Here is a 25,870-nt window from a genome sequence, read left to right on the forward strand (position 1 = left end):
ACGTTACGTCAGTAAGAAATGAGAAAGGAAGGCAGGCCGATAGTGGATCAACTGAAATTCTTGAATTTTCTTTTTCATCAATGAATTGAACCCTTGGAAGCAGGCCTGGACGATGTCACCTCCAATACGAAAACGTTATTTCGGCATGTTAATTGCTGTGGTTGCTGGCGCCACCGCGCTAGTGTGCATACAGGTGGTGTCGTCTGAAAGTGATGCGGCTGAGGCGCCTACGAGGCAGCCATCCCTCTCGGTCAACGTGACCACGCTGGAACCTCGGGTGCTTACGAACACGCTGTCGGCCAATGGGGATATCGCCGCGTGGCAGGAGATCAGTATCGGCACCGAAATCGGTGGCCTGCGGCTGGTCGACGTCAAAGTAGAGGTGGGTGACGAGGTCACGGAAGGGCAGGTGTTGGCCGTTTATAATGACACGACAGTGCGCGCAGAGCTGGCTAGGAGCCGCGCCGCCGTGGCGGAAGCCGAAGCAACGCTTGCGGAAGCGAACGCCAATGCCCAGCGTGCCCGAAGTTTGAAAACCACGGGATCGCTTTCAGAGCAGCAGATTCAGCAATACGAAACTGCCGAACTCACCGCCAGGGCGCGGCTAGGCGTTGCGCAAGCACAGAATGAAGCCCAAGCGCTGCGTTTGGCTCAGACGCAGGTAGTCGCCCCGGACGACGGTTTGATTACCTCCCGCACGGCCACTGTTGGCGCTGTTACAGGCGCCGATCAGGAACTGTTCCGATTGACGCGCCACGGTCGGCTGGAGTGGCGGGCCGAGGTCGCCGCTTCTGATCTGGAGAAGCTGCGATCCGGTCAGACTGCCAGGATTACCCTAGCGGGCGGATACGAACTCGAAGGGCGTTTGCGCACCATCGCGCCGCTAGTGAATCCCTCTACCCGCAATGGCCTGGTCTATGTCGACCTCCCGGAAAGTGGCGTGGCTCGGGCGGGAATGTTTGCGCGGGGCGAATTTGAACTGGGCACACGTCCAGTGATGACGCTACCCCGCGCCGCTGTGCAGCTACGCGATGGCTTTGGCTACGTCCATCGCGTCAGCGATGAAGGCCAAATAACGGAGCTGAAAGTTGCCTTGGGCCAGCACACGGAGGATCGAATCGAAATTCGCGCCGGGCTTGAACCCGATGCCCGAGTGGTCGCCTCGGGCGGTGCTTTTCTTGGCAACGGTGATCAGGTGCGGGTGATTGAGGGAGAGCCAGTTCATTCACCCCAAACGAACGATACCGACGCCGAGGAGGGGGTATGACGCTCAATACCTCATCCTGGGCGATTCGCAATCCTATTCCGGTTGTTCTGCTCTTCATCCTATTGACCTTGGGGGCTCATCTCCTTCAGAGGCTTGTTTATTCAGGATTTGCCGGATGTGCAATTACCCCGCGTGGAGGTCTCCGCCTCGTTGCCGGGGGCGGCCCCGCTCTAATGGAGAACGAGGTCGCCCGCAAGATCGAGGACGCCATCGCCACCGTCTCCGGCGTCAAACATATCACCACAACGCTGACGGATGGCAACGCCGACATTGCTATCGAATTCAGGCTGGAAAAGTCCTTGCAAGAGGCTGTTGAGGACGTGCGTGACGCTGTTTCCCGCATCCGCTCGGATCTACCCGCCGACCTACGTGATCCAGTGATTCGGAAGAGTGAGTTTTCCAGTGAGCCGATTGTACGCTACGCGGTGACCTCCTCCGTTCTAGACGATGAGGCACTCTCCTGGTTCGTCGATGACAAAATGACCAAGGCCGTCTTGGTGGTGCCGGGCGTTGGTTCGGTTCGGCGTATCGGCGGGGTCGATCGCGAAGTCCGCGTGGCATTGGATCCGGATCGTCTGCTGGCGATGAACACGACAGCGCTGGATATCTCACGCCAGCTGCGTCAGGCGCAGTTGGAGGCGCCCGGCGGCCGTGTGGATGTCGGCGGGGTCGAACAGGCAGTGCGCATCATCGCCAACGCTGAATCCGCAGCCGAGCTGGCGAAGATGGAGCTGGCACTCAGCGATGGCCGCCGTATTCGCCTTGATGAGGTGGCGACGGTTACCGATACCGTGGCCGAGCGGCGCTCGATGGCATTGCTTAATGGCGTGCCCGTCGTTGGCTTCGAGATGACCCGTGCCGAGGGATACGGCGAGGTGGATGTGGCCGAGGGCGTGCAGTCTGCGCTCGCGGCGTTGCAGGTGCAATATCCCCATGTCGAGGTCGAAGAAGCCTTCAATTTTGTTGGGCCGGTGCAAGAGAACTATCAGGGCTCCATGCACATCCTGTTCGAGGGCATGGCACTGGCTGTGTTGGTGGTGTTCTGCTTCCTGCGCAATTGGCGGGCGACACTGATTGCGGCGGTTACGCTTCCGCTGTCGATCATCCCCACCTTCGCTTTTATGCACCTGATGGGCTTCTCGCTCAATACCGTGACGTTGCTGGCGCTCTCGCTGGTGATCGGGGTGTTGGTGGACGATGCCATTGTCGAGATCGAAAATATCGAACGGCATCTGCTAATGGGCAAGCCCCCGCGCCAGGCCGCCATGGATGCGGCGGCAGAAATCGGCTTGGCTGTGGTCGCCACCACCTTTACGTTGATTGCCGTTTTTCTGCCCACGGCATTTATGAGCGGCACCGTCGGGCAATTCTTCGTTCAGTTCGGTTGGACTGCCTCGGTGGCGGTGTTGTTTTCGCTGCTGGTGGCGCGTCTGCTAACGCCCATGCTGGCTGCGTATCTGCTGCGCAAACCCCATCAACACCCTCGCGATCCAGCGTGGATCAGCTACTATCTGGTTGTTGCACGTTGGTGCCTGCGGCACCGCAAGACAACGCTCTTCGCGGCGGCAGCCTGCTTTGCGGGAGGAGCCTGGCTGGCATCAACCCTGCCGGGCTCCTTCATCCCTCCCGATGATAACTCCCTGACGCAGGCGACGCTCACCTTGCCGCCCGGCAGCACGTTGTCTGAAGCGGCGGTACTTGCCGAGCAGTCACGCTCAAGACTTGCGACGCAACGCCATGTCGTCAGCGTCTTTGCGGCTGTCGGTGAGGGCTCCGGCAGCAGTGATGGAGCGGTGACCTCGGTGGTGCTGACCGTGAGTTTGGCAGACCGTGCGACTCGCGCAGGTGTCAAACAGCAGGAGATTGAGCAGCAGTTGCGCGTTGCGCTTGCGACGCTTCCCGGCGTGCGAAGCCGAGTAGGCACCGAGGGAGACACCTATGAGCTTGTGCTCGCTGGCGGGACAGCCGGGTGCTGGAGCTGCATGCCCGCCAGGTCGATCGGGAACTGCGTGCCATTCCCGGCCTCGGTGCGGTGAGTTCGACGGCCAGCTTGGCTAGGCCTGAACTCATCGTACGGCTTGATTTTGCTCGCGCTGCTGACCTTGGGGTCTCGGCCCAAGCCATTGCCGATACAGTGCGCATCGCGACCGTGGGCGACAGCGCAGAGGATCTCCCTAAGTTGAACTTCAGCTCGCGCCAGGTGCCGGTGATGGTGCGGCTGGCGGATGCCGCTCGGGAGGATATGGCGACCATAAAACGACTGCCTGTCCCTGGTGCTAATGGGATGGTGCCACTCGAAAGTGTGACCTCCTTCGAGTGGAGCAGCGGCCCTTCGGAAATCACCCGACACGACCGTCTACGCAACGTCAATTTCGAGGTGAGCCTGCAGGGCGGCCTTTGGGGGAGATCGAGCAGTTCGTGCAGACATTGCCCAGCTTGCGTGAGTTGCCGCGCGGCGTTTACCAGACTACGGCGGGTGATGCAGAGGAAATGGCTGAACTTGCCACAAGCTTCGGGATTGCCATGCTGACCGGCGTGCTGTGTATCTACATGGTACTGGTGCTGCTGCTCAAGGATTTCATGCAGCCGGTCACTATTCTGGTGGCACTGGTACTCTCCATCCCCGGGGCTTTCCTGGCGTTGTTCCTGACCCAATCGCCTGTATCGCTGCCGGCCATGATCGGATTGATCATGCTAATGGGGATTGCGACGAAGAATTCGATCCTACTAGTCGACTACATCATCATCGCCCGTCAGGCGCATGGAATAGAACGCGCAGACGCCATCCTCGATGCCTGCAAGAAGCGTGTCCGGCCGATTGTAATGACCACCATTGCCATGGGAGCAGGCATGGTGCCCATTGCTTTGGGGTGGGCAGGCGATCCCAGTTTCCGGGCCCCCATGGCCTTCGTGGTCATTGGTGGGCTGATCACGTCGACGCTTTTAAGCCTGTTGGTTATTCCGGTGGTGTATAGCTACGTGGACGACGGAGTGCATGCGCTTAAATACCGAAACCTCCGGCAACGTTGATGGTTTTTCCGTTGATGTAGCCTGCGGAAGGCCCGGCGCTGTCGAAGGCTTTACGTGCGTTCTCGCCAAGGAGTTTGGGATGCACGGTATTACGGTGAACGCCGTTGCGCCTGGACCCGTCGAGACAGAGCTGTTCCTGGGCGGCAAGAGCTAAGCCGATGTTCAGCGTATGGCCTCGCTGGCGCCCGCCGGACGTTTGGGTCACCCCAACGATATCGCAGAGGTCATCGTCTTCCTCGTGTGCCGGAGGCGGGCTGGATCAACGGTCAAGTTATACGTGCGAATGGTGGCATCGCTTAAGCAAGTTCAGACACTAAATACCTCAATAACCCGTTCACGGAACCAGCGCTGTGCAGGGTGAGTATCGTTGCGGCGATGCCAGGATAGCGTGAAAGGAACCGGGTCGAGTTCGATAGGTGGGCTTCCCACATAGAGACGTTCCGTTTGACCAGAAGCTTCCACCACCCCTTCGAGAATCGTCGCGATCATATCCGACGAGGCGACAAGAGCCGGAGCGGCGTAGAGCTGCGGAAGGGTCAAAGCGAGTTGCCGCTTCAGCCCCTGCTTTGCCAAGGCTGTATCCACAACGCCGAAACGGTCGTTCTCTGGAGATACGAGAAGATGCGTCAGGGACAGGAATGTTTCGAGGTTCAGACCCTGACGAATGGCCGGGTGATCTTTACGCAGGATGCAGACAAAGCGCTCTTCAAACAGGGGAGCGCTAAGAATGCGGCCAGTTGATGTGGGCGGGACGCCGATAGTCATTTCCACTTCCCCGGCATCAAGCATTGAGATGGCATCATCCCGACTGGTGAAATTCCGTACAGCTAGCGTTATGCCCGGAGCTGCCTCGCGCAGCTTCGCCACCAGCCGCGGCAAAAACCTGAACGCCGGGTGGTCGGACAGGCCGATAGAAAGAGCGACGGTGGATGAAGAAGGATCGAACTCTTGTGTGAAATTCAGCGTGCGCTGGATTTCCGCCAGCGCATGGCTAATCGGTTCGGCCAATTCGAGTGCCCGTGGGGTCGGCTGTAGACCGTTGGTTCCGCGTACGAACAACTCATCCCGGAGCAGAGCACGAAGCCTTGAGAGCGCAGCGCTCATTGCGGGCTGCGTGCGTCCGATCCGTATCCCTGCTCGCGTGACGCTTCGCTCCACCATTAAGGCATCGAAAGCGACGAGCAGGTTGAGATCTATGCCGTGTAGATTCATGAGATGGATGTTAATGCATATCAAAAATCGATTTCAAGTATGTTCTTTGCAGCCCTAAGCTATGAAAACCCTCACAACGAGAACCTTCAAAGCGAGAACCTTCCATGATTGATTCAACCACTCAACACAAGGCCAAAGTAGCGAGCCTACCCGCTGAAGAACTCAAGGCTATCGAAACATTCTATCGCGCCTTTGAAGAAAAGCCGGAACTGCTCGACGATGCTGTCGCGGCCGATTGGCAGGATATACCGCTCGCTCCTGGTCAAATAGCAGGTCGAGACGGAATGAAACCGCTCATTGCCGACTTCAGAGCTGCGTTTCCCGATGCGAAGGTTACTATCCACGAGATCATCAGCGCTCCTGGCCGGGCCGCCGTGCGAGCCGTGATCTCAGGCACACATGAAGGCGAGTGGTTTGGCATTGCACCGACCGGCAAGACCTGCCAGCTCGCGATTCACGAATTCCACCATATCGCTAACGGCAGGTTGACCCATACCTGGCACCTTGAAGACTGGTTTGGATGGCTCAATCAGGTCGGCGCCTGGCCTGCGATTCAGCAGGAGAACACACGATGAAAGTCATCCGTATCACCGGCTATGAGGCCGAGCCGCACCTTGATGACGTCTCCAAGCCAGTGCCGGCTAGCGGTCAGGTATTGGTTCGAGTCCGGGCCGCTAGTCTCAACCCACTCGACGTCAAGCTGCAACGTGGCTACATGGAACAGTTCTTTCCCCTGACCTTTCCCTACACGCTAGGACCGATCTCGCCGGTGTCATTGAGCAGTTGGGGACGGATGTCGAAGGGTGGGCTCTCGGCGACCAGGTGGTCGCCAGAACCAACCCGACCGCCGGAGGTGCTTTTGCAGAATACGCCCTGGTGCCGAAGGAGTTCCTTGCGAAGGCGCCTAGTACTCTACCGTTCAATGAAGCAGCCGGCATTCCGACAGCTGCCGGAACGGCCTGGCAAGCCTTGTTCGAGTCCTTCGAGCTTACTGAGGGACAGAAAGTATTGATCCATGCCGGCACGGGTGGCGTCGGAAGCTTTGCCATTCAGCTCGCTCATCGTGTCGCAGCAAAGGTCATCGCAACGGCCTCGGGCAGCGGTCTAGATATCATCCGTCTACTTGGCGCTGACATGGGCATTGATTACCGCCGCGAGGACTTCACTCGGCAGCTATCCGACATTGACGTCGTCCTCGATACGTTGGGCGGCGAAACCCAGCAACGCTCTTTCGACGTGCTGCGGACGGGAGGGCATTTGTTGTCGACCGTCATGCCACCTGATGACACTTTGGCAGCCGCTCATAACGTCACTGCAGGTTTCGTATTCCATGCTTCCGACGGCCAGCGCTTGGCGCGAGTATCGAAAGCTATCGACCAGTACGGACTACGGATCCTTGTGGATCGAACGGTACCGTTTACAGAGTTCATTCCAGCATTCCGACATCAGGCCTCAGGACGTGCACAGGGCAAAATCATCATCATATTCGATTGAGCTTGACCGCAGCCGCCAGCCCCAGCTTCGAGATTCCGGCATTATTGACGAGAGCGTCAAGATGGGAGCATTCCGCGTGAACCGCATCAGCGAGTCTATACACGTCGCCAAGAGAGGCGAAGTCCGCCTCGAAGAACCGGGCGGTTCCTCCGGCCTGTTCGACGGCATGGACAACGGCCGCTCCGCGTAACGTATCACGTCCGTGCACATGGATGGGCCCCTTACCTCGGGGGCGCTTGCGGTATTACCCGTGTTGCTTCCACTCAAGCTTCGCTGGCAATGCGATTGAGATTGTTGATTGATTCTTCCGGCAAAACCAACTGTGCGGCAGCCAAATTTTCCTGTAGATGTACTATGGATGATGTTCCAGGGATTAACAGGATGTTTGGGGATCTCTGTAACAGCCAGGCAAGAGCAACCTGCAAAGGCGATGCCTGCAACGTTTCTGCTTCTTGTTGCAGAATTGTAGACTGCAGCGGTGTAAAGCCTCCTAAGGGGAAGAAAGGGACATAGGCAATTCCATCCTGTGCAAGCTGCTCGATGAGAGCATCGTCATGTCTGTGGGCAAGGTTGTAATGGTTCTGCACACAGACGATAGGCGCAATGGCGCGGGCCTCTTCGATTTGCTTTTCGGTAACATTGCTGACACCCAAATGGCGAATAAGCCCTTCTTGCTGTAGTTCTGCAAGTACTGAAAAGGGTTCAGAGATGGAACCTTCAGCCGGACCGTGCGCAGAAAACATTGCCCGCAAGTTCACCACCTCTATCTGCTCCAAGCCTAGATTAATCAGGTTGTCGTGGACTGCCTGGGTAAGCTCAGCCTTAGAGAAGGCCGGAAGCCAGTCACCTTTGTCGTCACGCCGGGCGCCGATTTTTGTGACAAGCGTTAACTCCTTGGGATAGGGATGCAAGGCCTCCCGAATGATTCGGTTGGTGATGTGGGGGCCATAGAAGTCGGACGTATCAATATGATCCACACCGTATTCCACGGCTGCTCTAAGTAGGGCAATGGCGCTCTCTTTGTCCTTCGGCGGGCCAAATACGCCGGGGCCGGCCAGTTGCATTGCGCCATATCCCATGCGCTTGATCTGCCGATCACCTAATTTAAAGGTGCCTACCTGTTCGATGTCGTTCATGAAAGTCTCCTGTTTTTGATTTCCGTCACAAGGGCATAAACACGGCACTGCCTTCAGCTTTCTCCTTGCTCACCACGCACAATGGCCGCCCGCTCCTGGGGATTACGCCGTCGCAGGGATGTCTGGGCGATCGCCAGCGGGACATAGGCCGCTCCCTCCAGCGGCGCCACATCAACGCCCGGTGGGACTATCTCGTCGATCCGGTCGAGGATTTCATCGCTCAAATGCACCTCCGCGCCGGCGAGCAGGTCGTCGAGTTGCTTGGGCGTGCGGGGGCCGATGAGAGCGGATGTAATCGCCGGATGCGTCACGACGAAAGCCAGTGCCATGTGGGTCAACGACAGGCCTGCATTTTCGGCCAGCGGGATGAGCTGCTCGACAGCGTTGAGGCTGGCTTCGTCGGACATCGCCTTGGGGAAATATTTCGTGCGCAGCGAGTCCGGTTGCTCTCCACCCTTGCGGTATTTGCCTGTGAGCATACCCTTAGCCAGCGGGCTCCAAGCCATCGCTCCCATGCCATAACGCTGGCAGATGGGCAGCACCTCCCGCTCGATCGAACGGTTGAGAATAGAATAGGGCGGCTGCTCAGTGCGGAAACGTGCCAGCCCGCGTCGCTCGGCGACCCATTGCGCCTCCACGATGGCGGAAGCAGGAACGGTCGAGGCACCGATGGCTCGCACCTTACCCTCGCGCATCAGGTCGGTGAGAACCGACAGCGTTTCCTCGATGTCGGTATCCGGCGCCAGCCGATGAATCTGATAAAGGTCGATATGGTCGGTCTGCAGGCGGCGCAGCGAGTCTTCGACCGCGCGGGTCAGCCAACGCCGCGAGCCACCCCGGCGGTTGGGGTCGTCCCCCATCGGGAGAGACGCCTTGGTGGCAAGGACGACATCGTCTCGCCGCCCCTTCAGTGCCTTGCCGACGATTTCCTCGGACTCGCCCTGGTGATAAGCATCGGCGGTGTCGATAAAATTGATGCCGAAATCGAGTGCCTTGTGGATCATGCCGACGCATTCATCGTGATCGGCATTGGCGATTCCCCCGAACATCATCGTGCCCAGGCAGTAGGGGCTGACCTGGATGCCGGTACGGCCAAGTTGACGATATTGCATGGTGTTCTCCTCGTATGATGGCAACGGTGCAGGTGAATCATGTTCACAACAGTCGCGGGAGAGATCCCCGCTGCAGAGCGCCTCTGGCATCTGCCATGAGTCGAGTATGGCAAGCCGAAACAGGATGCACTACAATAAATCGTCCGTATTTAGTTTGCAGGTGTCCTGTGTTGCTCGATCCGCTTGCCCAGGTAGTCACGCTCCTTCAACCCGCTACCCCGTTTTCGAAACGGGGTAGCGGCGCCGGTCGTTGGAGAGTTCTCCGCACAGAGGTCGGGCGCCCTTTCTATTGCGCCATTCTTGAGGGAGCATGCCGTCTCAAAGCCGACGGGCACGACGAGATCGCCCTCGAAGAGGGGGATTTCGTGCTCCTCCCCTCCGCCTATAACTTTTCAATGTCGAGCCACTCGCCCACGACCCCCGAAGACATCGTTCATACCTCCATCGTGTTACCCGATGGCGAACACAGGGTCGGCAACCCAAACGACTCTCCCGATGTCCGCTTTCTGGTGGGTTACTGTGTCTTTCGCTCCCCGGATGCGGCTCTGCTTTCGTCGCTGCTCCCCAAGCTTGTACACGTTCGGGGAGTGGATCGGCTGGCCACTCTCATGCAACTCGTCGGCGATGAAGCGCGTGCGCAACGGCCGGCGCGGGAGGTGTGGTTCTGGAACGCCTGCTGGAAGTCCTGCTCATCGAGGCCCTTCGCTCTGACGGTAAGACGGACACCTCGCCTGGGCTACTGCGCGGCCTTACCGACGAGCGGATTGCGATTGCAATCCGCCGGATACATGAGAGTCCCGACCGCCCCTGGACGGTTGCACAGCTTGCAAACGAAGCGACACTCTCCCGCTCCGCGTTTTACGAACGGTTTGGTCGTGCGGTGGGCATGGCGCCAATGGAGTACCTGCTCGCCTGGCGCATGGCGTTAGCCAAGGATTTGCTGCGCAGAGAAAAAGCCAGTATCGCTGACGTCGCCGAACGGGTTGGCTACAGCTCCGCCAGCACCTTTAGTGTCGCCTTCGGCCGTCATGTTGGGCTTCCGCCTGCCCGCTATGCTCGGGACACTTCGTTTGACAGGCTGCTACAGGCCGAAGCCGCTAGCTCAACGGAGACCGGATCCATCGCTTGAGCCGAAACTCTTAGGCAAGCAATCGCGGGCGGTCGGCCGAGCTTTCACCTTTAGGCTCCCAATCCACCATCGACTCGAGTTGCTTCGACTAAATGATCCAATTCAGCTTGTGCTAGCGAAGTTGGCAGGTGGCAGATGGGTTCCCCCTCCAATGGACATGACCGCGGAGCGCTCAGGCGTTAGTGCATGACGAAGATTGAAGAAGGTGCGTGTCTGGAACGTTCGGCATATCGGCCAGCAGAGCAAGCGCGGTCGAGCTTAAGGGGGATCGCACCTTGCGTTGATAGGCTTCTACGATCTCGGCGAGTACGGACACGGCAAGCGATGAAGCGTCGCGCATGGAAGGTATCAATCCGACGGGCCCGCGGATGCGGTGAGTCTCTCTCTCGGTAAAACCGATTGACTGAAGCCTCTCACAGCGCCGCGCATGGGTAGCTTGGCTGCCAATGGCGCCGATATAGAAGGCGGGGCCTTTAAGCACCTGGGCGAGGAGCGTTTCCTCCCAGTCTACGTCATGGAAGGCGAGCAGAAACGCCGTCCATGGATCATCGTCCAGCTTGGGAAGCGCTGATGGAACCGTCAATAGCGTGACATGGCCGATGCCTAATCGATGGGCATCCTGGGCTTCGGCAGCGTCGCGGAGTTGCAGCTCGGTGTGGATGCCGCTTGCCGTCGCCAGCCGGGACAGCGCCAGACTATCGGCGCCGCGCCCGGCGATACGCAGGCGGAGCTTGGGCATGTACTGAAAAGACAGAGCGCCTGGGGTGGGCAGATGTCCCAATCCGAGCGAGCCAGAGTCAGAAAGCGTGATCGTTACCGGCTGGCGCGAGGCGAGCTGATCATGGCAGGCACGCAGAACACTGGCCTGGGCGTTGGGAAGTACGCAAACGTCAATGGCACCACCGCAGGGTAGCGGCAAATCGATGAACGGTGAGCCCTTGCCGTACCTCAGGCGTTTGATCCGCCCCGTGCTAAGTGCTTGCCGCGCATGATGGGCCACATCCGCGTCGATGCACCCGCCTGAAATGTAGCCGCAACGATCACCAGAGGCAGACACGGCCATCAGGGCGCCCGGCATGCGCACGGCGCCACCTGCCGTCGCGGTTACGATGACCAGTGCCGCCTTGCTTTTGCTGCGCCAGTCGAGCCACTGTCCAAGGACATCCTGCGCGTGTTCCAGATACATGGTAGACCTCGTCAATCTGTGGTCGGCTGTGCTAACCCTGAACATGATCGGACAACGGCAGGTGGCGGATTCGTTGCTGCGTAGCGGCAAACAGCGCATTGGCCAGCGCTGGGGCGAGCGGGGGAATACCCGGCTCACCAACGCCGCCTAGCGGCGAGCCGATATCAACGATGCTCACCGCTACCTCTGGCGCTTCCCCGATGCGGAGCAAGGGATAGTCGTGAAAGTTCGACTGCTCGGCGTGGCCGTCACGGATCGTCACCTTCTGCCTCATGGCGGCTCCGAGCGCATCGATGACGGCGCCCTGTAGTTGCGCTTCCACTTGGCCGGGATTGATCGCGCGTCCGCAGTCGATAGCGGCATGGACACGTTCCACCTGAATACCTTCATCGTCAGCCCGAGCCTCGACTACCTGGGCAACATAGGAGCCGTAGCTTTCTACCACGGCCAAGCCGCGCGAGATGCCCTCTGCCGCAGGCTCGTGCCAGTGTGATATCTCGGCGACCCGGTCAAGGACGGCGAGCATCCTCGCCTGATCGGTGCAGTGGCTTCTGCGAAACTCCAGCGGATCGCGGCCCGCTGCTGTAGCGCATTCGTCCATGAAGCTTTCGAAAAAGAAGCCGTTGAAGGAGTGGGCGATCGAACGCCAGGGGCAAAGCGGGATTGGCAGGTCGACCACGGCGTGATCCACGACAAAATTGGGGATGACGTAGCGCATGTCCGACAGGCCGCCGAGCGAGAAGGGGTCGAAGTTGGCGAGATTGCCCGTCGACTGCGCCCGCTGCTCCGGATCGATACCGTATTCGCGGCCCATTTGCGGCCCGGCGACGCGAATGCGCATGCCGGTGATCTGGCCGGCCTCGTTCAGAACCGCCCGGAAGCGACACATCATCGTCTGTCGATACTGGCCCTGCTGAACGTCATCCTCGCGCGCCCATAGCACCTTGACCGGTCGACCAGCGACGGCGCGGCTGGCAAGCGCTGTCTGAAGGGCGATCTCGCCGTGAGTCTTGCGCCCGAAGCCACCACCCAAATAGGTGGTATTGATGAAAAACCGGTCAGCCGGTATCTGCATCGCATTCTCGAGCGTCATACGTACGACGTCCTGGCCCTGCGTGCCGATCCATAGTTCTGTTCGCTCCTCGGTGGACTCGGCCGTGCAGTTGATCGGTTCCATGCTGGCATGAGTCAGAAACGGCACCGAGTATTCGGCCTCGACGATCTGACCGTCGTCCGACAGGGTTGCCTCGGCCTCGCCCCGCAGCGTGGTCATGGGGACATCGGTTCGATCCAGTCCCTGGCGAAGCATTGCATTTATCTCATCGGTGGACAGCGTATCCGCCGGTGTTCGTGTGAAGGTGATATCCAGGGCATTGGCGGCCTTCTTGGCCTGCCACCAGGAGTCAGCAACCACCACCACGCCGCGTGGCACGCGAACCACGGCGACAACGCCCGGCATCCCGGAGACGCTGCTCTCATCGAATGACTCGACGTCGGCGGAAAAGACCGGGGCGAGTCGGGCGGCGCCATATAGCATGCCTTCGCGCTCGACGTCTATCCCGTATACGGCTTTGCCTGTCACCTTTGCCGGGGTATCGAGACGCGCTACCTTGCGCCCGGTCAGCGTGCGTTCGCTATCGGGTCGCAGGGTCGGCTCCTCGGGCATCGGCAGCGCCATGGCGTCTTCCACCAGGTCACCGAAGGGAATCCTTCGGCCGCTGTCGGCGTGAACAATGAAGCCGTTCTCGGCGTGCAAGGCCGTCGCTGCTACGTCTAGGCGCTCGGCCGCCGCCTGGGTCAGCATTTCCCGTGCCTGGGCGGCCGCGCGGCGCAGCGGGTCGTGCCAGAAACGGATGCCGAACGAGCCCACAGAGCGCATCTGGCCGATGAACGGAATCCTGTAGTCGTCGGAGAGCTGATTCGGCATACCGACAGTAATACTCGACCAATCGGCGCCCAACTCCTCGGCGAGAATCTGGGCCTGGCCCGTGTGGGTGCCCTGGCCCATTTCGCTCGTGGGTAGCAGGAAGGTCACCTGACCGCTCGTGTCGATGCGGATATAAGCATGCGAAAGGAGTGTATCTTCTTCCTCTCGTGACCAGGCCGTGGGTAGACGAAGGGGAATGATGAGCGCGGCGCCTGCCACTAAGGTACCGCCTAGAAAGGCGCGACGGCTAAAGGATAAATGATGTGTTTTCATTGTTGACCTGTCCTTTCCATAAGCCTTGAGGGAACACGGCGCCGGTTAGCTTTCGGTGACACGGTGTATGGCCGCCCGGATGCGCACATAGGTGCCGCAACGGCAAAGATTGCCGCTCATTGCGTCATCGATCTGCGCATCGGTAGGGCGCGGATTACGCGCCAGAAGCGCAGCGGCGCTCATGATCTGACCCGACTGGCAGTAGCCGCATTGCGGGACGTCAAGCTCCACCCAGGCCTGCTGGACGGGGTGTGAGCCATCTTCGGACAACCCTTCGATCGTGGTGATGGATCTGCCTTCGGCGCCAGATAACGGGAAAACACAGGCACGCACCGGCTCACCATCCACATGCAGCATGCACGCACCGCATTGCGCGACGCCGCAACCGAACTTGGTGCCGGTGAGTTTTAGTTGCTCCCGGATCACCCAGAGAAGCGGTGTATCCGGCTCGGCGGTAACGTCTACCGCGCGTCCGTTGATCGTGAATGCTGTCATGACTGCTTCTCCTTGGCCTCATTTCGGGTCGTAACATGGCAGGGTCGTTGGCTCTTCTCGATTGCCTTAGAGGCAGCAGTTGGCTTCGACCATGGCTGCGTTATCTTTTTAACAACTTGCTGGAGACAAGGCTTGCCAGTGCCTGCGCAAACCTTGCCTTTTCCTGCAGCGTTCGTGAAAAGCCTTTTTCGTCATGCTGAGTTCAGGCCGAAGGGTAGACCAAATGAGGGGTATTCACCCCACAGGTTCGAGAATCACAAAACGCAAACCCGCTCACTGAAAGCTTTCCCACTTAGAAGTCGAACGTGACGACGCCTGTTCCAAGCGTCATGGGGAGGGCGTTGGCATGGGTCTGGTGATCCATCAGGGGCGTTTCGGCACGTGCTACTGTCGCCCGTGCATTGGGCGCAAGCGGAACAGACAGGATTTGTCCGCCCGGTTTGCCACGTTGTCCATTCGTCAGGAACCACAGGTTACCGTCGCTGCCCTCGAACACATGGCGAATACGGCCGTACTCGCCGGTGTAGTGCGCGGTGGCTACGGGATTACCCTCGGCATCGTTGATCACCGACCACAACCGCTGGCCAGTCAGCCCGGCAATGAAAAAGGTGCCGTCAATGTAGGTAAGTCCACTCGGGCCCATTTCCTGCGTACGCCATTGGACGACTGGGTCGATGTATGCCAGCTGTTCCCCTCGGCCCTCGACGAACGGCCAACCGTAGTTTCCACCCGGCTCAATTCGATTGAGCTCATCCCAGGCATCATCCCCGAATTCGGTTGCCCATAGCTGCCCGTTTTCATCCCACGCCAGCCCCTGAGGATTGCGGTGTCCAAGTGAATAGACATGGGAGCCTTCGATTGGATTGTCGGTCGGGATACTGCCGGTCGGCGTCATACGCAGGATCTTGCCGCCGAGCGAGTTGGGATTCTGGGGGAGATTGGGATTGCGTGTATCGCCCACTGTGGCATAGAGCATTCCATCCGGTCCAAACGCGATTCGTCCACCGTTGTGGCTGCGTCCGCCGGGCAATCCATCAAGGACGATCTGGTTATCAGCGAGTACTCCCGCGGCATACCGCATCCGCACGATGCGATTGCCTGAGGCCGTACTATGGTAAGCGTAAACCCATACGTCTGCGCCTTCTTTGAGCACTGCGAGCCCCAGCATTCCGCCATCCCCTCTGGCTACTACGTTGGGCACGATACCGGCAGATCGCAGCGCCCCGTCTGGCTGCAAAGCGACAATCTCCCCATCGTCACGCTGGCTGATGAGTACCTCGTGGCCCACGGGTACGGCGGACCAGGGCATATTGAGCCCCGAGGCAATCTCGAGAGGCGTACCCACAGGCAATACACCTGTTACCGGAGAACCGGTCGAGTTCGGCGCTTGGGCATGAGCGCTGAACGAGGCCACGAACGCTATGGCAGCGAGTAGGATGAACATCAGAACGATCATGGAAAAGCGAACTGCAGTTGCCACTAGCGTGCTTCTACCGAACATTTCATACCGCATGGAAGCAGCAATGCTTCTATTGTCGAAATATTGAAACTTCATAGTCGACACTCCCGTCTCGGTGCGAATTGGTCGCACTTTACCGCGGCTTTGTCTTACTGGTGTGTCGTACCCGTATCAGTTCGTCGCAACGTGTGGCGCCCTGTGATATTTCGCTCGCAACGTCAGCTACCGCGGAGAAAGCCTTGTGACAATTTGCTACCAACGCGGCACACTTACGCGACAAATCTATCGTATTAATAGTGCCCCGCATCGCGTCTCACTCGGAACTCTCCAGGCTGGCCTTGATCGTCGTGCTCCCGCTACAGCATGCCGTGGCTGACCCGACGGCAAGGTGAGGCGACGATGGGCCCATCAACGTCCAAGTTGACGCCGGGGTAAGCGAAGACCAATCTACGAGAATGACTCCTGATGTGGCTTCGCAACGCTACGATGAGCTAGCCAAGAGGACAGGCCAGAGTGTCGACTGAGGTAAGATTCAGCCTTTTCGGCGGAGGGTAGGGGAATGCAAGACGCCACACATGTAGTCGTCGTTGACGATCATAATGATATACGGGATCTGGTGCGGGAGTATCTTGAGTATCAAGGTTACAAGGTCAGCGTAGCGGAAGGGGGGGCGACCCTACGGCGAATCCTCGCGCGACAGACGGTCGACCTGATCATTCTCGATGTCATGATGCCCGGTGAGGACGGTATCTCGCTATGCCGGGAGGTTCGGGCATCCGGAGATATTCCTATCATATTTCTGACTGCGATGGCCGAAGATACAGATCGTATCGTCGGTCTTGAGCTTGGCGCGGACGATTACTTGGTTAAGCCATTCAATCCGCGTGAGCTTCTTGCTCGAATTAGAGCCGTCCTCCGTCGTGCCACCAGCTCTACGCCGACGGGTACTATTTTCAATCGTAGGATAGTGCGCATCGGACATTGGAAACTCGATTTAGGGCGCCAGGAGATCTTCGGTGACGATGGTGTTGGCGTTCCTCTCAGTACAGCAGAATTTCGTCTTCTCAAGGTTTTCATTGAGCGACCTGGGTTAATACTCAGCCGAGAGCAGCTTCTTGATCTGACGGTTGGGAGGACAGCCGACATCTTTGACCGCAGCATTGATAACCAAGTTAGCCGTCTGCGGAAGAAGATTGAGGAGAATGCCAAGAATCCGTCGATCATCAAAACCCATTGGGGCGGTGGCTACAGCCTGTGTACTGAGGTCGTGTTCGAATGATTCGTCTTTGGCGTAAAAGCTTGGCTATACAAATCATCGGGCTAACGCTAGCGGCGTTAATCGTCTCCCAGGCGTTTACCTTCCTTATTTCCATGGATGAGTACACCAAAAAGTTCGATGCAGGGGTAAAAGCTGAATTTATCAGCCGAGCGTCATCCGTGACCCGCTTGGTGGAATCGCTATCGCCGCCATTGAGAGAGCAGGCTCTGCGCGCAAGTGAAGGCAGTTATTTAAGATACTGGTTGACCGACAGCGACCCTGCGGATCCTAATGCCTGGAGATTGGTGGCCCTCTCCCAGCTTTCCCGGCCTTTGGATAGCGCCGTCGATCCAAACGGAACATTAGGATGGGCTGGGTCTCCCCATCCGAAATTACCAAACGTCGACGAAGTGGTCACTGCAAACGCCGATGACCCATGGTGGACTCCAACGCCCTATTTGTGGATGCTGTCGCAGCCAACCAAGGTGCTCCAGTTTTCAGGCAGTCTTGGGTATGGGTACAAGGCGCAACTGGGTGACGGGCGTTGGTTGAATGCGGCCTTTTACCAGCACGATAAAGGTAGTTTGTGGACATCCAAGCCTCTGATTTCGCTTGGGCTTACTGCTATCATGCTCGCTTTGATCAGCATTTTTATAGCAAGCCGTATCGCCCAACCACTACGAAATCTGGCCACAGCCGCTGAAGCTTTAGGTCGAGGGCAAAACCTGCCGCCATTGTTGGAAGAGGGGCCAGAAGAGATCAGGCGCACAGCTCAATCCTTCAATAAGATGCAAAGCCGTCTACATCGTTTCGTAGAGGATCGGACGAAGATGCTTGCAGCGATTGGCCATGATTTACGGACGCCGCTGACCTCGCTTCGGTTAAGAGCCGAATTCGTCAACGACGAAGATATCCAGCGCAAAATGATAGTGACGATTGACGAGCTACAGTCGATGACGGAAGCCGCGATTTCGTTTGCGCGTGGAGAGTCGATTAAAGAGGAAACGCGCACCATTGATCTGGAAGCGCTTGGGGGAGTATTTGTGACGACCACGCTGATCTGGGACATCCGGTCACCCATGTCGAGAGCGTTAAGATGAAGTACCGTTGTCGACCAGATAGCCTTCGCCGCGCGTTAAGAAATCTGGTCGAGAACGCGGTGCGTTATGGGGGGGAGGCAAAAGTGTCTCTTCGGGAGACTCCTTCCACGGTTGATATCGTCGTTGAAGACCGTGGGCCGGGGATTCCGGACGACATGAAAGAGAAGGTTTTCGCACCTTTTGTCCGGCTTGAAACGTCGCGAAACAGACAGACCGGAGGCATCGGTCTCGGCCTCTCGATAGTGCGCGCAGTCGCGCGGCAGCACGGGGGAGATATCTCGTTTTTCAATGGCGAAGCCGGTATGCAAGCCATCATCTCGCTTCCCAGGGAAGGCAGTGTAGACGCAGCGCCAGTGCGAAAAGAGCGTATCTGGCGACTCAAAAAAACTTCACGATCCGTGCAAAGTGCTCACTCACCGAAATAGCCTGTTTCTTGCCCTGACACTCCAGTAACCCATGCCCAATATGGCAAGGCAAACTCATCACATTGTTTATTGTGATTTAGCGTTAGTGGCACAGTTTGCTACAAAATAACCAAAACTACGGCATATCATGGACACAACCATCACCTACCATCCTCGTTGTCGCTGCAGAGCTTAGTTAGCTCGGCACCGTAATCTCTAGCATAGAGCGAGGACAACATGCCGACACTACCAATGCACCGCTTGAGCAAATTGGCTCCGTACTTTCTCAGCGTTCTGCGAATCTTTGCCGCTGGGTCTTTCCTGACACATGGGACGATGAAGCTTTTCAGCTGGCCTGCTCCTTTCGAGTATCCCCTTAACCCCATGCTTTATACCGCAGGCATCCTGGAGGTAGTGGGCGGGTTGTTGCTATTAATGGGTCTGTTCTCGCGACCAACGGCCTTCTTACTTTCTGGTTTAATGGCATTTGCCTACTTTATCGCGCACAGCTCGAACAGCTTCTTTCCTGTTCTCAACCACGGTGAAGCGGCCATGCTTTATTGCTTCATCTTTCTCTATATTAGTGCCGCAGGCCCAGGCGTTTGGAGCTTTGATGCTTCGCGAGCGCAAAGTCGGGTGGGGTGAGACCGCTGTTTGAAACCATCCCCTCATGCCATCCCTTCATGATAAGTTCCAGCTGAAATGCGGGAGGAATCCTATGAACTCGCTCAAACAGGCTGTCCGGGCTTATACCAGCCGCTACGCCGACAACCGTGGTATGGCGCTAACCCCGGTGCCGGGGTTACGAATGATGTGCCTCAAGGCGCCATCTGGCGACCTGCATTCGGTTTACAGGCCGCTGATATGCCTGGTTCTGCAGGGTGCGAAGCGCTTGATAGTGGGGAATGAGGAACGGGTTTTTTCTAGCGGGCAGTCCGTCCTCGTTAGTGCTGACATGCCGGTCATCGGACGGGTCGTGCAAGCAAGCCAGAGCGAGCCCTATCTGGCGATCGCAGTCGAACTGGAGGTAGCGCTCTTGCGCGAACTCACGGCCCATATCGATACCCCCCGCCCGCAGCGCTCTTCAGAGATGCCTACGCTATTCGCCGTCGACACCGAAGCCGCACTGCTCGATTGCGCATCACGGCTGATGCACCTGTTGGATCGCCCCGAAGCGGCGCCGCTCTTGAGCCCAGGAATCATGCGGGAGCTGCACTATTGGCTCCTGTCTGGGCCTCACAGTAATGCTTTGCGGACGCTGGCAGACCCGGACAGCCACGCGAGCCGTCTCGCCGACGCCATATCGATCCTCAGGGCCGAGTACCGCTCGCGCTTATCCGTGGAGCGGCTGGCGGCGGAAGCTAGCATGAGCCTCTCGTCATTTCACAAGCACTTCAAATACATGACCTCGCTGACGCCCGGACAATACCAGAAGCGGCTGCGCCTGGTCGAAGCGCGCCGCCTGATGCTAGAGGAAGGTTCCTCAGCCAGCAAAGCCGCCTTCGAAGTGGGCTACGAGAGTGCCTCGCAGTTCACCCGCGACTACGGCCACCTGTTCCAAGTGCCGCCGAAGCGCGACGTGCTGCGCGGCCGAAGCGCTACGGAACGTCAAGTCCCAACGGTGTGATCTACGGTCTTCTCCCAACGCGACTGGTGCCACCACCTCCGTCACTCTTTCAAAGCACGTCTTCGATGCGGATGGGCAGTTTCCGTATGCGCTTGCCGGTTGCGTGGTAAATCGCGTTGGCGATCGCGGGTGCCGTTCCGAGCATGACGAGTTCGCCCATTCCCTTGACGCCGACCGAGTTGACCAGCGTATCGGGCTTGTCGATCAGACCGACATCGATCTCGCCGATGTCGGCATTCACCGCCATGACGTAATCAGCAAGGTCGTCATTGAGATATCCGGCATAACGCGGATCGATCTCGCTCTGCTCCCGGAGGGCAGTACTGAAGCCCCAGACCACGCCGCCATGCATCTGACCTTTCGCGGTCCTGGGGCTGACGACCCGTCCGACGTCGGCGATGCTTACGGCGCGTGGCATACGCAGATGCCGCGTTCGCGGGTCGATATGGATCTCGACGAACTGCGCGATATAGCTCATAGAGGTGAAGCCGGGATATTCCGAACCCGCCCCCGCTCGGTTGCCGGTTCTGAAGGCTTCGAGGGCGGAGGCGTCCTGCCCAGGGGCGAGCTGCGATGCGGTCACCTCGATGTATGGGCGTTTCAGACGCGACAGCTGCTCGTGCAGATTACCCGCCGGGGGGGCGATCCCGCCAGTAACTTCTCGAAGCGGACCCGCAGGGCCTCTACAGCCTTTATCGTCGCCGGGGTAATGCTGGCTGTGCCGCGCTCTCCGACCGTGGCCATCTGCGGCCCCACCGATGTATCTCCCATCAGGATCTCGATCCTATCCGGGTTGACGTCAAGCCCTTGGAGGATCGTATTCGCGACGGCGGTGCGAATCCCTTGCCCCATTTCATGGCCCGAACTGGTGATCCGAGTCGTGCCATCCGCCCGGACCCTGAGTGTTGTCTCTGCAGCGGATCCTGATGCTCCGAAGATACCGCAGGCGACACCGAATCCCACCAGAGTGCCATCTTCCAGCCGCATCGAGCCGGGTTTTGGGGTGCGCCGGCTCCAGTCGAAGCGGCGCGCGCCCTCCCTGAGACAGTCGTTCAGAAAATGCGGCGCGAGCGGCTGCCCGGCGATAATGTCAGTCGTGGCCTCATGGTCGAGACGCAGCTGTACCGGATCCACGCCCAGTCTGTAGGCCATTTCATCGATCGCGCTTTCCAAGGCGAACCCGGCCGAAAATGGGTGTGTTCCCCGGGTATGACGTGGCATGTTACGGTCGATATGGACATCCCCAGCCGTCGCGCGAAGGTTTTCGATGGCGTAGAGTCGGGCGATATCCTCATGATAGCCGCTCGACCGGAAGCCGCCGTCGGGCCAGTTCTCCTGCACCACATCGTAGTTAAGCGCGGTGAGGCGCCCTTCGCTGTTGGCGGCAAGTCGGATGTGGTGGATGCTGCGTGGCCGGAAGGTGGCGATATGAAAAAGCTGCCCGCGTGGCGTAACGAGCTTGACCGGACGCCTGGTTAACCTTGCGGCTTCGGCGACCAGAGCCGTCTGCAGTTTAGGCGGGGACTTCTGCCCAAAGCCACCGCCGACATAGTCGGATCTGATGGTGATGGCCTCACTGGAGATTCCCAAGGCTTCCGCGAGGGCATTTCTGGCGCTCGCGGAATTCTGGCAACCCTCGTAAATCGTCAGCCGTCCCCCGGACCACCGCGCGACAGTGCCGAACAATTCCATGGCATTGTGGTGCTGGACCGGCGTTTCGAAGGTGCCCTCGACGATCTCGACGGCGTGCCGGAATTCGGTATCGACATCGCCCGTTTCAAAACCCTCGGAGGAAACGACCGAGGCGTTAGGGCTATCCATCAGCGGAACGAAAGACGCGGCCTCATAGGTTGCGGTGACGGCCTCTGCTCCCTCGATGGCAGCCTCGAGCGTCTCGGCAATCACCATCGCGATGGGTTGGCCCAGATAATTGATTTGGGGAGAAAGCGTTGGAAAATCCCCCAGGGATAGGATCTGTACCACCCCGCTGATTTCAGCCGCCGGCGTGATATCGATATGGCTTACCGTCCCTTTGGCAATCGTGGCTGGGACGAGCATGGCGTGGAGGATGTCGGGGAAAATCATATCGGCCCCGAACGGCGTCTGACCAAGCACCTTGCCTCTGGCATCGGTCCGGGCGATGTCGGAAAATACTTTTGCAGGCATTACGCACTCCTTTCCGCAGCAGTGATGAGCGCATCGGCGACGACTCTGGCACCGAGGTCCATCTTGAAGGCATTGTGTCGGCCGGGGCTGGCCTCGGCGAAGGCGGCACGCCCGGCCTCGAGTGCCCGTTCGGGGGTCAGGGACGCACCGCTCACAATTCGCTCCGCGGCGCTGGCCCGCCATGGCGTGGTGGCGACACCGCCCAAGGCAATGCGAGCGCTGCGGGCGGTGTTTCCCTCCATCTCGACCGCGACAGCGGCGGAAACCAGTGCAAAGGCATAGCTCTCGCGGTCACGAATCTTGTGGTAGGTGGATGCGCGCCCCGCCGGGGTTTTATGCACGGTGATGGCTGTTACCAACTCGCCCGGCTCGAGATTGAATTCCCTGTGAGGCGTCTCCCCAGGCAGCCGATAGAAGCCTGCGATCGGGATGTTGCGCGTACCATCTGGCCCGAAAACCTCTATCACGGCGTCCAGTGCGGTCAGCGCCACCGGCCAGTCCCCGGGCGCCACTGCGGTACATGCCCGGCTGGTGCCGAGTACGGCTTGGGTACGGTCGAGCCCCTCGATAGCGGCACAGCCGGATCCGGGTTCTCGCTTGTTGCAAGGATAGACACCCACCATGGAAGATGACCCCGCGCCATTGCGGAAATACATGCAGCGGGTGCGCTGCAGCAGATTGCCGCCCACCGTGGCCATGTTGCGCAATTGCTGCGAGGCGGCCTTGAGCAGGCTTTCGGCCAGGACCGGATACTCATCGCGCACCACCGGCGTACGCGCCACATCCGACATCAGAGCGCCGCCACCGAATCGCAGGACATCGCCATCCGTTTCAATCGCGTCCAGCCCTTCGATGCGGCTCACATCGATCAGGTGCGCCGGGTGCTCGATACCCAGCTTCATGAGGTCGTAGATATTGGTGCCGCCCGCAATATAGCGGGCGGCACCGTCAGCCTGGACGAACTGCGCGACTGCTGCATCCGCCGACTCAGCGATGGTGTAATTCAATTCCCGCACGGTCAGCCCTCCATCGTTTCGGCGGCTTGCGCGACGGCTGCGAGAATGCCGACATAAGCGCCGCAACGGCAGATGTTCCCGCTCATGAATTCGCGGATCGCGTCGGGGTCGGTTGCCTCCCCCTGGGTGACACAGGCGACAGCCGACATGATCTGCCCGGGAGTGCAGTACCCGCATTGAAGCGCATCGTGGTCGATGAAAGCCTGTTGAATAGGGTGCAGTTCCTCACCTCTCACAAGCCCTTCGATCGTGGTGACCTGCCGTCCATCGATTTTGGCCGCCATGGTGAGGCAGGAGGCAACGGGACGCCCGTCCAGATGAACGGTGCAGGTGCCACATTGGCCGTGGTCGCAGCCCTTTTTGGTTCCGGTCAACGCCAAGCGATCACGCAGAAGGTCCAGTAGTGACGCTCGCGCATCTATCTCCATGGCGATCGGCTCGCTATTTACCTGAAATGCGATGTGGGTTGTCATACCGTTTTCGGGGCTTGGAACGGGAAGTCGCTTCTGAGCTTCAGCCTGAAGAGGGACCAGGCCGGTCGCTCGAAGAGGTGCCAGGCTGGCAGCCGTTACGCCAGCGCCAACACCGAGTACCGTGCGGCGACTCACCTGGGTAGGGTATCGCTGTTGGCATTCGGGCCCTTAACTGAATCCGCCACTGTCATCTCTCCTTTATTGCAATAGAAGCGTTAACAATGAGTTTTTAACAATTCAGCCGCGAAAGAGCTTGCCATCCAGTCTGTAAAACTTGCCTGTTCCTGCGCTATTTACTGTTTTTGGGGTGGGCAATGGGAGGGATCACTGTTCATTCGTGAATATGCACGGTTGCCGTCGTTAAAACGCGACGCTCTGGGATTAACAGACGATCAGGAGAGATATAAGGTTGCGGCTTGAAACCGAGGCCTGCAAATGTGGACGTGCAATAAGCTTAGCGTTAGGCAAGAAGTGTTGCCTGCATCGCCTTTAATGGCCAGGGCGCCTGGAGTCAGTGCCCTACGCAGCTCTCCTGCTGGGTGTCTTCGTAGATCGGCGTCGTGGGTGTGCGATCCAGTCCTTCAGAAAAGTGGGTGGCAGGAAGGTTACCAGGCCGCTTGTGTCAATGCGGATATAAGCGTGCGAAAGGTCCTCTCGTGCCCAGGCCGTGGGTAGACGAAGGGGAATGATGAGCGCGGCGCCCGCCACTAAAGTGCCGCCTAGAAAGGCGTGACGGCTAAAGGATAAATGATGTGTTTTCATTGTTGACCTGTCCTTTCCATAAGCCTTGAGGGAACATGGCGCCGGTTAGCTTTCGGCGACACGGTGTATGTGCGCATCGGTAGGGCGCGGATTGCGCACCACCGCAACCGAACTTGGTACCGGTGAGTTTCAATTGCTCCCGGATTACCCAGAGAAGCGGTGTGCCAGGCTCGGCGGGCGCGTCCGTTGATCGTGAATGCTGTCATGACTGCTTCTCCTTGGCCTCATTTCGGGTCGTAACATGGCAGGGTCGTTGGCTCTTCTCGATTGCCTTAGAGGCAGCAGTTTGCGTTATCTTTTTTAATAAGTTGATGGAAACAATACTTGCCAGCACCTGCGCAAACCTTGCCTTTTCCTGCAGTGTGCGTGAAAAGCCTTTTTCGTCATGCTGAGTTCAGGCCGAAGGCAGGAGTGATGCAGATGAGCTCGCTTAAACAGGCGGGCGAAGCTCATGTCCCACGCTAGTGTTTATAGTGCGACTCGCGGCGGAAGCAGAAGTGATCTTCTACTCGTTTTACAAACACGTTAAGCCCACGGCTGCGTGGACGCTGGTGGCAATAACTGAAATGACTTCGCCTAATCGAAGCACCGTTAGCCTGGATTCATAGCCGCAAATATTTCTTCGTAGCGATCGTCACGCTCGGCCCAGCGGCGAGCCTGGTCGCGCTCAAGAAGAATTTCACCACGAGGGTGATCACCGCGCTCTAGCAACTGTATTACTTCTTTGATATATGCTTCGAGTGACATAGCACGCGGGTCGAAAGCCTGCTCCGCCCTAGTGAGGTCTGTCTGCACGTACGGTGGTGAAAGCTCGAGTACCTCCACTGGGACTGTGCGCAACTGATGCCGCAGAGAGGTAAGCCAGGAGTGGAGAAACGCTTTGCCGGCGCAGTAGGTCGGGAAATTAGCCAGTGGTACAAAGGCCAAGGCAGAACTGGTCACCAGAATGGTCGCTTCGGATTGGCTTTTTAGGATCGGCAGGAATGCTGCCGTCGCGTGCAGTACGCCCATGATGTTGGTATTTATGATCGACTGCGCTATAGAAACGTCCCAATCCTCAGACGTCATGTTCTCCGGTCGTGAAATCCCTGCATTAGCGATCAGTACATTGAGCTCAGGGAACTGTGCCCGTACGTTATCGGCGAGGCTGGCTAACGAATCAGGATCGTTGATATCGAGCGATATCCCAACCAGCCCTGGTCGGGAGGCTGTGACTTCATTGTCGCCGCCCCGTAACTATGACGCGGTTACCGCGGTCATGGAAGGCTTCAGCAAGCGCGCGGCCGATGCCACTGGTGGCGCCGGTGATCAGGGTTGTATTGCCAATTAGTTTCATGAACATTC

General features: G+C 58.5%; 25 protein-coding genes and 2 pseudogenes. 13 read left to right on the top strand and 14 right to left on the bottom strand.

All coding sequences use genetic code 11. The annotated features are described in order from the left end of the window. Window positions 1–112: 112 nt before the first annotated feature. The 4 genes and pseudogenes from FDY98_RS04255 (at window position 113) to FDY98_RS29295 (ending at window position 4,451) form a co-directional block, all read left to right on the top strand. Window positions 113–1,267, top strand: coding sequence for an efflux RND transporter periplasmic adaptor subunit (locus tag FDY98_RS04255; protein ID WP_035538958.1), 1,155 nt, complete (start codon window positions 113–115; stop codon window positions 1,265–1,267). Further along, window positions 1,264–3,303 carry an efflux RND transporter permease subunit gene (locus FDY98_RS04260; RefSeq protein ID WP_340146698.1) on the top strand — a complete coding sequence of 680 codons (2,040 nt, stop codon included), beginning with the start codon at window positions 1,264–1,266 and terminating at the stop codon, window positions 3,301–3,303. The genes FDY98_RS04255 and FDY98_RS04260 overlap by 4 nt, the downstream gene beginning before the upstream one ends. Beyond that, window positions 3,237–4,297, top strand: a pseudogene (locus FDY98_RS26790) (efflux RND transporter permease subunit). Before FDY98_RS04260 ends, FDY98_RS26790 begins: the two are co-directional and overlap by 67 nt. Window positions 4,298–4,376: 79 nt before the next feature. Next, window positions 4,377–4,451, top strand: a complete 75-nt coding sequence (locus tag FDY98_RS29295; RefSeq protein ID WP_411906209.1) for a hypothetical protein — start codon at window positions 4,377–4,379, stop codon at window positions 4,449–4,451. A 152-nt stretch (window positions 4,452–4,603) separates the two neighbouring features. Here the strand turns inward: FDY98_RS29295 and FDY98_RS04270 are convergent, their stop codons facing one another. Next, a complete protein-coding gene (locus tag FDY98_RS04270; RefSeq protein ID WP_027957261.1) occupies window positions 4,604–5,509 on the bottom strand; it encodes a LysR family transcriptional regulator in 906 nt (301 codons plus the stop codon). Window positions 5,510–5,613: 104 nt separating this feature from the next. Here FDY98_RS04270 and FDY98_RS04275 point away from each other — a divergent pair, with 104 nt between their 5' ends. Beyond that, window positions 5,614–6,084: an ester cyclase gene (locus tag FDY98_RS04275; protein ID WP_035538954.1), complete on the top strand. Its 471-nt coding sequence runs from the start codon at window positions 5,614–5,616 to the stop codon at window positions 6,082–6,084. Between the two features lie 208 nt (window positions 6,085–6,292). Next, window positions 6,293–7,003, top strand: coding sequence for a zinc-binding dehydrogenase (locus tag FDY98_RS04280; protein ID WP_196518106.1), 711 nt, complete (start codon window positions 6,293–6,295; stop codon window positions 7,001–7,003). On the opposite strand, the gene FDY98_RS29300 is transcribed toward FDY98_RS04280, so the two are convergent. Genes FDY98_RS29300 through FDY98_RS04295 form a run of 3 tightly spaced genes read right to left on the bottom strand, consistent with a single transcriptional unit; the run spans window position 6,990 to window position 9,251 of the window. Beyond that, complete coding sequence (locus FDY98_RS29300) at window positions 6,990–7,211, bottom strand: SDR family NAD(P)-dependent oxidoreductase (RefSeq protein WP_027957258.1); 222 nt, start codon at window positions 7,209–7,211, stop codon at window positions 6,990–6,992. The two genes, FDY98_RS04280 and FDY98_RS29300, sit on opposite strands and share 14 nt — an antisense overlap. Before the next feature lie 55 nt (window positions 7,212–7,266). Further along, the gene (locus FDY98_RS04290; RefSeq protein ID WP_027957257.1) at window positions 7,267–8,139 is read right to left on the bottom strand and encodes an aldo/keto reductase family oxidoreductase; all 873 of its coding nucleotides are present in this window, start codon (window positions 8,137–8,139) and stop codon (window positions 7,267–7,269) included. 53 nt (window positions 8,140–8,192) lie between these two features. Further along, the gene (locus tag FDY98_RS04295; RefSeq protein ID WP_027957256.1) at window positions 8,193–9,251 is read right to left on the bottom strand and encodes an aldo/keto reductase; all 1,059 of its coding nucleotides are present in this window, start codon (window positions 9,249–9,251) and stop codon (window positions 8,193–8,195) included. Window positions 9,252–9,346: 95 nt separating this feature from the next. Here FDY98_RS04295 and FDY98_RS26800 point away from each other — a divergent pair. Both FDY98_RS26800 and FDY98_RS26805 read left to right on the top strand, forming a co-directional pair. After that, window positions 9,347–9,850, top strand: a pseudogene (locus FDY98_RS26800) (cupin domain-containing protein); the annotation flags it as partial. A 59-nt stretch (window positions 9,851–9,909) separates the two neighbouring features. Beyond that, window positions 9,910–10,380 (top strand): helix-turn-helix transcriptional regulator, encoded by a 471-nt coding sequence (locus FDY98_RS26805; protein WP_340146699.1) that lies wholly within the window; start codon window positions 9,910–9,912, stop codon window positions 10,378–10,380. Between the two features lie 172 nt (window positions 10,381–10,552). On the opposite strand, the gene FDY98_RS04305 is transcribed toward FDY98_RS26805, so the two are convergent. The 4 genes from FDY98_RS04305 to FDY98_RS04320 all read right to left on the bottom strand — a co-directional run bounded on the left by FDY98_RS04305 (window position 10,553) and on the right by FDY98_RS04320 (window position 15,762). Continuing rightward, window positions 10,553–11,566: an XdhC family protein gene (locus FDY98_RS04305; RefSeq protein ID WP_051430600.1), complete on the bottom strand. Its 1,014-nt coding sequence runs from the start codon at window positions 11,564–11,566 to the stop codon at window positions 10,553–10,555. Between the two features lie 31 nt (window positions 11,567–11,597). Beyond that, window positions 11,598–13,766, bottom strand: coding sequence for a xanthine dehydrogenase family protein molybdopterin-binding subunit (locus FDY98_RS04310; RefSeq protein ID WP_051430599.1), 2,169 nt, complete (start codon window positions 13,764–13,766; stop codon window positions 11,598–11,600). Window positions 13,767–13,811: 45 nt separating this feature from the next. Then, a complete protein-coding gene (locus FDY98_RS04315) occupies window positions 13,812–14,261 on the bottom strand; it encodes a (2Fe-2S)-binding protein (protein WP_027957254.1) in 450 nt (149 codons plus the stop codon). A gap of 292 nt (window positions 14,262–14,553) precedes the next feature. Further along, window positions 14,554–15,762 (bottom strand): PQQ-dependent sugar dehydrogenase, encoded by a 1,209-nt coding sequence (locus FDY98_RS04320; protein ID WP_081742666.1) that lies wholly within the window; start codon window positions 15,760–15,762, stop codon window positions 14,554–14,556. A gap of 517 nt (window positions 15,763–16,279) precedes the next feature. On the opposite strand from FDY98_RS04320, the gene FDY98_RS04325 reads away from it, so the two are divergent. The 5 genes from FDY98_RS04325 (at window position 16,280) to FDY98_RS04340 (ending at window position 20,109) form a co-directional block, all read left to right on the top strand. Then, window positions 16,280–16,999, top strand: coding sequence for a response regulator (locus tag FDY98_RS04325; protein WP_027957253.1), 720 nt, complete (start codon window positions 16,280–16,282; stop codon window positions 16,997–16,999). Window positions 17,000–17,019: 20 nt separating this feature from the next. Continuing rightward, window positions 17,020–18,078 (top strand): HAMP domain-containing protein, encoded by a 1,059-nt coding sequence (locus FDY98_RS04330; RefSeq protein WP_340146700.1) that lies wholly within the window; start codon window positions 17,020–17,022, stop codon window positions 18,076–18,078. Beyond that, a complete protein-coding gene (locus FDY98_RS26810) occupies window positions 18,075–18,503 on the top strand; it encodes a sensor histidine kinase (protein WP_340146701.1) in 429 nt (142 codons plus the stop codon). The genes FDY98_RS04330 and FDY98_RS26810 overlap by 4 nt, the downstream gene beginning before the upstream one ends. Window positions 18,504–18,719: 216 nt before the next feature. Then, window positions 18,720–19,127 (top strand): DoxX family protein, encoded by a 408-nt coding sequence (locus FDY98_RS04335; protein WP_022519649.1) that lies wholly within the window; start codon window positions 18,720–18,722, stop codon window positions 19,125–19,127. Between the two features lie 73 nt (window positions 19,128–19,200). Beyond that, window positions 19,201–20,109 carry an AraC family transcriptional regulator gene (locus tag FDY98_RS04340; protein ID WP_027957250.1) on the top strand — a complete coding sequence of 303 codons (909 nt, stop codon included), beginning with the start codon at window positions 19,201–19,203 and terminating at the stop codon, window positions 20,107–20,109. 49 nt (window positions 20,110–20,158) lie between these two features. On the opposite strand, the gene FDY98_RS25915 is transcribed toward FDY98_RS04340, so the two are convergent. The 6 genes from FDY98_RS25915 to FDY98_RS25920 form a co-directional block, all read right to left on the bottom strand. Further along, window positions 20,159–20,692 (bottom strand): molybdopterin cofactor-binding domain-containing protein, encoded by a 534-nt coding sequence (locus FDY98_RS25915; RefSeq protein ID WP_196518108.1) that lies wholly within the window; start codon window positions 20,690–20,692, stop codon window positions 20,159–20,161. A gap of 17 nt (window positions 20,693–20,709) precedes the next feature. Continuing rightward, the gene (locus FDY98_RS04345) at window positions 20,710–22,275 is read right to left on the bottom strand and encodes a molybdopterin cofactor-binding domain-containing protein (protein WP_196518110.1); all 1,566 of its coding nucleotides are present in this window, start codon (window positions 22,273–22,275) and stop codon (window positions 20,710–20,712) included. After that, window positions 22,275–23,291 (bottom strand): FAD binding domain-containing protein, encoded by a 1,017-nt coding sequence (locus tag FDY98_RS04350; RefSeq protein WP_027957248.1) that lies wholly within the window; start codon window positions 23,289–23,291, stop codon window positions 22,275–22,277. Before FDY98_RS04350 ends, FDY98_RS04345 begins: the two co-directional genes overlap by 1 nt. Before the next feature lie 2 nt (window positions 23,292–23,293). Continuing rightward, window positions 23,294–23,764 carry a 2Fe-2S iron-sulfur cluster-binding protein gene (locus FDY98_RS04355; protein WP_196518111.1) on the bottom strand — a complete coding sequence of 157 codons (471 nt, stop codon included), beginning with the start codon at window positions 23,762–23,764 and terminating at the stop codon, window positions 23,294–23,296. 1,353 nt (window positions 23,765–25,117) lie between these two features. Beyond that, the gene (locus tag FDY98_RS04365; RefSeq protein WP_196518208.1) at window positions 25,118–25,720 is read right to left on the bottom strand and encodes an SDR family oxidoreductase; all 603 of its coding nucleotides are present in this window, start codon (window positions 25,718–25,720) and stop codon (window positions 25,118–25,120) included. Window positions 25,721–25,742: 22 nt separating this feature from the next. Further along, entirely contained in the window at window positions 25,743–25,868 is a 126-nt protein-coding gene (locus FDY98_RS25920) for an SDR family NAD(P)-dependent oxidoreductase (RefSeq protein WP_268747782.1), read from the bottom strand. Window positions 25,869–25,870 lie beyond the last annotated feature (2 nt).

The sequence above is a fragment of the Halomonas sp. PA16-9 genome, assembly GCF_009728585.1.
Lineage (GTDB): Bacteria > Pseudomonadota > Gammaproteobacteria > Pseudomonadales > Halomonadaceae > Vreelandella > Vreelandella titanicae.